At 44.3% G+C, this 6,607-nt stretch carries 7 protein-coding genes and 1 pseudogene; all 8 read left to right on the plus strand.

The genetic code is table 11. From position 1 onward, the window contains the following. Positions 1–51: 51 nt before the first annotated feature. On the plus strand, positions 52–594 hold the full coding sequence (locus AC1DPZ_RS19360) for an NADH-quinone oxidoreductase subunit B (protein WP_295712790.1): 543 nt from the start codon (positions 52–54) through the stop codon (positions 592–594). Continuing rightward, entirely contained in the window at positions 594–1,097 is a 504-nt protein-coding gene (locus AC1DPZ_RS19365; protein WP_477406443.1) for an NADH-quinone oxidoreductase subunit C, read from the plus strand. Before AC1DPZ_RS19360 ends, AC1DPZ_RS19365 begins: the two co-directional genes overlap by 1 nt. A gap of 60 nt (positions 1,098–1,157) precedes the next feature. Then, positions 1,158–2,369, plus strand: a complete 1,212-nt coding sequence (locus AC1DPZ_RS19370; protein WP_477406445.1) for an NADH-quinone oxidoreductase subunit D — start codon at positions 1,158–1,160, stop codon at positions 2,367–2,369. Next, on the plus strand, positions 2,362–2,886 hold the full coding sequence (locus tag AC1DPZ_RS19375) for an NADH-quinone oxidoreductase subunit NuoE family protein (protein WP_477406447.1): 525 nt from the start codon (positions 2,362–2,364) through the stop codon (positions 2,884–2,886). Before AC1DPZ_RS19370 ends, AC1DPZ_RS19375 begins: the two co-directional genes overlap by 8 nt. 4 nt (positions 2,887–2,890) lie before the next feature. Next, positions 2,891–4,249, plus strand: a complete 1,359-nt coding sequence (gene nuoF / locus AC1DPZ_RS19380; protein WP_477406449.1) for an NADH-quinone oxidoreductase subunit NuoF — start codon at positions 2,891–2,893, stop codon at positions 4,247–4,249. 135 nt (positions 4,250–4,384) lie between these two features. Then, positions 4,385–5,374 (plus strand): NADH-quinone oxidoreductase subunit G, encoded by a 990-nt coding sequence (locus AC1DPZ_RS19385; RefSeq protein WP_477406451.1) that lies wholly within the window; start codon positions 4,385–4,387, stop codon positions 5,372–5,374. Then, the gene (gene nuoH / locus AC1DPZ_RS19390; protein WP_477406453.1) at positions 5,374–6,417 is read left to right on the plus strand and encodes an NADH-quinone oxidoreductase subunit NuoH; all 1,044 of its coding nucleotides are present in this window, start codon (positions 5,374–5,376) and stop codon (positions 6,415–6,417) included. Before AC1DPZ_RS19385 ends, nuoH begins: the two co-directional genes overlap by 1 nt. A 4-nt stretch (positions 6,418–6,421) precedes the next feature. Further along, positions 6,422–6,607 (plus strand): annotated as a pseudogene (locus AC1DPZ_RS19395) (NADH-quinone oxidoreductase subunit I); the annotation flags it as partial.

The raw sequence follows: 6,607 nt of genomic DNA on the forward strand, positions 1-6,607 counted from the left end.
CATTTCATTACCTGTATTGATCAGGCAGTGATTTTCTATTAAAATTGTTCAATGAGTGATATTCAAATAGTTGATGCCCCTGCAGGTGTAGAAGGCGCCGGTTTTTTTGCTACCTCGCTTGATAAAGTAATAGGTATAGCCCGCTCAAATTCATTATGGCCCCTGCCATTTGCTACTTCATGTTGTGGTATTGAGTTTATGGCCACTATGGCTTCTCATTATGATCTTTCGCGTTTTGGCGCCGAGCGTTTAAGCTTTTCCCCTCGTCAGGCCGATCTTTTGATGGTTATGGGTACTATTGCCAAAAAGATGGCCCCGGTATTACGCCAGGTTTATCTGCAAATGGCCGAGCCTCGATGGGTTATGGCTGTGGGTGCCTGTGCATCAAGCGGTGGTATATTTGATACTTACTCTGTATTGCAGGGTATAGATGAAGTAATCCCGGTGGATGTTTACGTACCGGGTTGCCCGCCCCGCCCTGAAGCTATTATCGATGGCTTTATCAACATTCAAAAGCTGGTACAAACAGAATCGCTTCGCAGAAGAAATGAGCCCAAGTACCAGGAATTATTAGCTAAATACGGAATCCAATAATGGCTACGATACCCAACGAAGAGCTTTTAAAAAGAATCGGTGAAAAATTCGGCGAGCAGGTAACATTGGTAGGCGAACCCTACGGTTTACTTACCGTAGAAACCGGCCGCGGGCAGATCATTGATCTGTTGACCTTTTTAAAGACCGATGCCGCGCTTCGCTTTATATTTTTAACAGATATTACCGCTATACATTATCCTGAGCAGGAGAAGCAAATAGGAGTTATTTACCATTTGCATAGCCTTACTACCAACACCCGTATCAGGATAAAAGTATTTTTGGTTGATGGCGATGTACATATCCCTACTGCAACTGTGCTATGGGAAGGCGCCAACTGGATGGAGCGTGAAACATATGATTTCTTCGGAGTTATATTTGACGGGCACCCGGATCTGCGCCGCATTTTAAATGTTGACGATATGACGGCTTTCCCGATGCGCAAGGAATTTCCGCTGGAAGACCCGAACCGTGTTGATAAAAAGGATTACTTTTTCGGAAGATAATATTATGCCGTATGGGGAAACCTTTACGGCATCACCATAAAAAGAAAATAATTTATACTGATGCAAAACCATCCTGTATATACAGATAACGATCCGCAAAACGAGCTTTCAACCTTAAACCTCGGCCCAACTCACCCTGCAACGCATGGTGTGTTTCAAAATGTGCTGCAGTTAGATGGCGAAAGAATTGTGAGMGGCGTATCAACAATAGGCTATATTCACCGCGCGTTCGAAAAAATTGCCGAACACCGTCCGTTTTACCAGATCACCCCACTTACCGATCGTTTAAACTACTGCTCATCGCCTATTAATAACATGGGCTGGCACATGACAGTTGAAAAGCTATTAGGCATAACTACACCAAAACGTGTTGATTACCTGCGTGTGATAGTGATGGAACTGGCACGTATATCCGACCATATTGTATGTAATGGGGTATTGGGTGTTGATACAGGTGCTTTTACCGGTTTCCTTTATATGATGGAATTCCGCGAAGCTATTTATGAAATTTATGAAGAGGTTTGCGGAAGCCGCCTTACTACAAATATTGGCCGTATAGGTGGCTTTGAACGTAATTTCAACACTATAGCCTTTGCCAAGCTGCGCAAGTTTTTAGTTGATTTTCCTAAAACGCTTAAAGAATTTGAATCGCTGTTTAACCGTAACCGTATTTTTGTTGACAGGACAAAAGATGTGGCCGCTGTTACTGCCGAGGATGCTTTAAGCTATAGCTGGACAGGCCCGATATTACGTGCTGCCGGTGTTGATTATGATGTAAGGGCAATGAACCCTTATTCATCATACGAAGATTTTGATTTTGAGGTACCAGTTGGTACCAATGGCGATGTTTACAGTCGTTTTTTGGTGCGTAACGAAGAGATGTGGCAGAGTTTGCGCATTATTGAGCAGGCGCTTGTAAAACTGGAAAAAGAACCATCAGATATTTTTCACGCTGATGTACCTGAGTTTTACCTGCCTCCGAAAGAAGAAGTTTATAATAACATGGAAGCCCTTATTTATCACTTTAAAATTGTGATGGGTGAGATCCCTACCCCTAATACCGAGGTTTATCACTCGGTTGAAGGCGCCAATGGCGAATTAGGGTTCTATTTGGTGAATGATGGCGGGCGTAGCCCGTATCGTTTGCATTTCCGCAGGCCCAGCTTTATCAATTATCAGATGTATGCGCCAATGAGCCGCGGTATGTTATTATCAGATGCGATTATTAATATGAGTAGTTTAAACGTTATAGCCGGAGAGTTAGATGCTTAGAGTTGAAGATGCTCAGGTTTCGGTTGAGTTTTCGCCGGAGCTGATCAGTAAATTTGATGACGTGGTTAGCCGCTATCCGCAAGGAAAACAAAAATCTGGCTTGCTGCCAATACTGCACTATGTACAGGCCGAGTTTGGATGGGTTAGTCCGCAGGCAATGGATAAAGTAGCCGAGTATTTAGATATTTTGCCAATTGAGGTGTATGAGGTAGCTACATTTTATACCATGTACCTGCTGCGTCCATCCGGCAAATATGTTTTAGAGGTTTGCCGTACCAGCGGTTGCTGCCTGGTAGGTGCCGAAAAAATAATGGATCATATTGAAAACACTTTAGGTGTAAAAGAAGGCGAAGTTACCCCCGACGGTTTATTTAGCTGGCGCGGTGTAGAATGCCTTGCTGCCTGCGGCTATGGCCCGGTTTTACAAATTGGCCCCGAATATACTTTTTACGAGAACTTAACCAACGATTCGGTTGATAAACTGGTTAGCGATTTAAGGGCGAAAGCAAAAAATTAAAGCAATGGGACGCAAACTTTTACTTGAACATATAAACGTACCAGGCATCAATACATTTGATGTTTACCGCTCAAAGGGTGGTTACGCTTCTGTTGAAAAGGCTATAAAAACCATGTCGCCCGAGGCGATTGTGGAAGAGGTTAAAAAATCGGGCTTGCGCGGTCGTGGCGGTGCGGGTTTCCCTACCGGTATGAAGTGGAGCTTTTTGGCAAAACCAGAAGGGGTAGAACGCTACCTGGTTTGCAACGCCGACGAATCTGAGCCCGGCACTTTTAAAGACAGGTATTTGATGACCTACATCCCTCACTTATTAATTGAGGGGATGATTGTAGCCAGCTTTGCGCTGGGTGCCAAAACATCGTACATCTACGTTCGCGGCGAAATGATGCCGCAGATCCGTATCCTGGAAAGAGCCATCGCGGAAGCCAAAGCAAAAGGATTTTTAGGTAAAAACATATTAGGATCGGGTTACGATCTTGAATTATATGTACAACCAGGTGGTGGTGCTTACATCTGCGGAGAAGAAACCGCTTTGTTGGAATCGTTGGAAGGCAAACGGGGTAACCCGCGTATAAAACCACCTTTCCCGGCTATTGCTGGTTTGTATGGTTGCCCAACGGTGGTAAACAATGTTGAATCGATAGCTGCAGTTGTGCCAATCATCAACGAAGGGGGCGATGAATATGCAAAATTAGGCGTAGGCCGTAGCACTGGTACCAAGCTGATCTCGGCTGGCGGGAACCTTAAAAAGCCTGGTGTTTATGAAATTGACCTTGGTTTACCGGTTGAAGAATTTATTTACTCCGATGAGTATTGCGGTGGTATTGCTAACGGTAAACGCTTAAAAGCAGTTGTTGCAGGAGGTTCATCAGTGCCAATTTTACCTGCAAACCTGATATTAAAAACCATTAACAACGAGCCGCGCCTGATGAGCTATGAATCATTAAGTGATGGTGGCTTTGTAAGCGGTACCATGTTAGGCTCGGGTGGATTTATCGCTTATGATGAGGATGCCTGTATAGTGCGTAACACCTGGAACTTTGCCCGTTTTTATCACCATGAAAGCTGCGGACAATGTTCGCCCTGCCGTGAAGGTACCGGCTGGATGGAAAGGGTATTGCACCGTTTAGAATATGGCCATGGCAAAATGAGCGACATGGACCTGCTTGTTGATGTATCTAAAAAAATTGAAGGAAATACTATTTGTCCGTTGGGAGATGCGGCAGCCTGGCCTGTAGCCAGTGCTATCCGTCACTTCAGAGATGAATTTGAATGGCATGTAACTAATGGAGCGGAAGCGGTTTCAAGAAATTTTGGCCTTGCTCACTACGCGGATCCGTTAACGGTTGCAGCGACAGCATAATACCCGCGCGTCATTGCGAGGGACGAAGCAATCCCTAACTGTACAGGGCGAACCTGTTACTTGGGGATTGCTTCGTTCCTCGCAATGACGGAATAAGATAATTAGGAATCAAAATTCTAAATTTTGACTTAAAAGATGAAAGTAACAATAGACGGAATACCCGTTGAAGTAGAACCAGGAACAAGCATACTTAATGCCGCAAGGCAGATAGGTGGCGATATTGTTCCGCCTGCTATGTGCTATTACTCCAAGCTGGAAGGCAGTGGCGGTAAATGCCGTACCTGTTTGGTTAAGGTGACCAAAGGATCTGAAAAGGATCCACGCCCTATGCCTAAACTGGTTGCATCCTGCCGTACCGGTGTTATGGATGGTATGGAAGTGCAAAACATCACCTCGCCCGAAGTGGTAGAAGCCCGTAAAGGTGTAGTGGAAATGTTATTGATCAACCACCCGCTTGATTGCCCTGTGTGTGACCAGGCAGGCGAGTGCCACCTGCAAGACTTAGGTTTTGAGCATGGTGCTGCTAAAACCCGTTATGAATTTGACCGTCGTACATTCGAAAAGATTGATATTGGCGACAAAATACAGCTACACATGACGCGTTGCATCCTTTGCTACCGTTGCGTATTCACTGCCGATCAAATTACCAACACCCGTTTACACGGCATCCTGAACAGGGGCGATCATTCCGAGATCTCAACTTATATCAGCAAAGCTGTTGATAATGATTTTTCTGGAAACATGATTGATGTATGCCCGGTAGGCGCTTTAACCGATAAAACCTTCCGCTTTAAAAATCGTGTATGGTTCACCAAACCGGTTGAAGCACACCGTGATTGCGATAAATGCTGTGGCAAAGTGACTTTATGGTACAAAGGCGAGGATGTAATAAGGGTAACAGGCCGCAAGGATGTTTATGGTGAGGTTGAAGAATTTATTTGCAATACCTGCCGCTTTGATAAAAAGAAAACTGCCGATTGGGTAATTGAAGGTCCGCGCAAGGTATCGCATAAATCGGTTATCAGCTCAAATCACTATGAGTTTAAGCCGTTGCYGGTTGTTAAAACTAACCCGGTATTGATGGAAGCGAATAAAGAACAATTTGAAAGAGACACACGCTTATAATGGGATTAGTAGATATAGCATTTAAATTTGGCCTGATATTGATCATTTTTGTGATCAGTTTGGTTGTAGCCATGTACTCGACTTATGCCGAGCGCAAGATTGCGGCGTTTTTCCAGGATAGGATAGGCCCTAACCGTGCCGGTCCGTTTGGTCTTTTACAGCCATTGGCAGATGGTGCCAAAATGTTTTTAAAAGAAGAGATCATCCCCACCAATGCAACGCCATTCCTGTTCATAGTTGGCCCTTCACTGGCAATCCTTACAGCCTGTATTGGCTCTGCTGTTATTCCATGGGGGCAAACCATAACTATTGGCGGCCACGTAGTTGATCTGCAGGTTACCGATATCAATGTAGGAGTTTTATACATCTTTGGTGTGGTTTCATTAGGTGTTTATGGGGTAATGATAGGCGGCTGGGCATCAAACAATAAATACTCATTATTAGGCGCAATTCGGGCGGCATCCCAAAATATCAGCTATGAAATTTCGATGGGTTTATCCATTATCGCTTTGCTGATGTTAACCGGTACTTTAAGCCTGCGTGAGATTGCTGAACAACAGCATGGAGCTAACTGGAATATAATACGCCAGCCACTTGGGTTTTTGATATTTATTGTATGCGCATTTGCCGAAACTAACCGTACTCCATTCGATTTACCGGAATGCGAAACCGAGCTGGTGGGTGGTTATCATACCGAGTATTCGTCAATGAAATTAGGTTTTTACCTGTTTGCCGAGTATATCAACATGTTCATCTCTTCGGCTGTAATGGCTACTTTATATTGGGGCGGTTATAACTATCCGGGGATGGATTGGATGCTTGCACATACTGGCCCAACTATTGCACCAATTATTGGCGTAGTGGTATTATTCACCAAGGTATTCTTATTCATCTTCTTTTTTATGTGGGTACGCTGGACAATCCCACGTTTTCGCTACGACCAGTTGATGGACCTGGGCTGGAAGATATTGATACCTTTGGCCATTGCTAATATTGTGCTTACCGGCGTAGTTAGTGCAGCACTTACACACTTTGGATTTTAATTAAATGGAATCATTAAGCAATAAACGAAAAGTACTGGAAGTAAAGCCGCTTAATTTATTGGAGCGTGCTTACCTGCCCGCCATTATTGGCGGTCTGGCCACTACAATGAAGCATTTTTTCAGGAAACCGGTAACGATCAGTTATCCTGAAGAGAAACGTGAGTTTTCTGAAAACTTTAGAGGCATGCAC

This window comes from Mucilaginibacter sp. P4_G9 (genome assembly GCF_056400985.1).

Bases quoted from the DNA above. Each gene is read 5' to 3' on its own strand.
- AC1DPZ_RS19360 (WP_295712790.1), top strand. From the start codon at position 52: ATGAGTGATATTCAAATAGTTGATGCCCCTGCAGGTGTAGAAGGCGCC.
- AC1DPZ_RS19365 (WP_477406443.1), top strand. From the start codon at position 594: ATGGCTACGATACCCAACGAAGAGCTTTTAAAAAGAATCGGTGAAAAA.
- AC1DPZ_RS19375 (WP_477406447.1), top strand. From the start codon at position 2,362: ATGCTTAGAGTTGAAGATGCTCAGGTTTCGGTTGAGTTTTCGCCGGAG.
- nuoF (WP_477406449.1), top strand. From the start codon at position 2,891: ATGGGACGCAAACTTTTACTTGAACATATAAACGTACCAGGCATCAAT.
- nuoH (WP_477406453.1), top strand. From the start codon at position 5,374: ATGGGATTAGTAGATATAGCATTTAAATTTGGCCTGATATTGATCATT.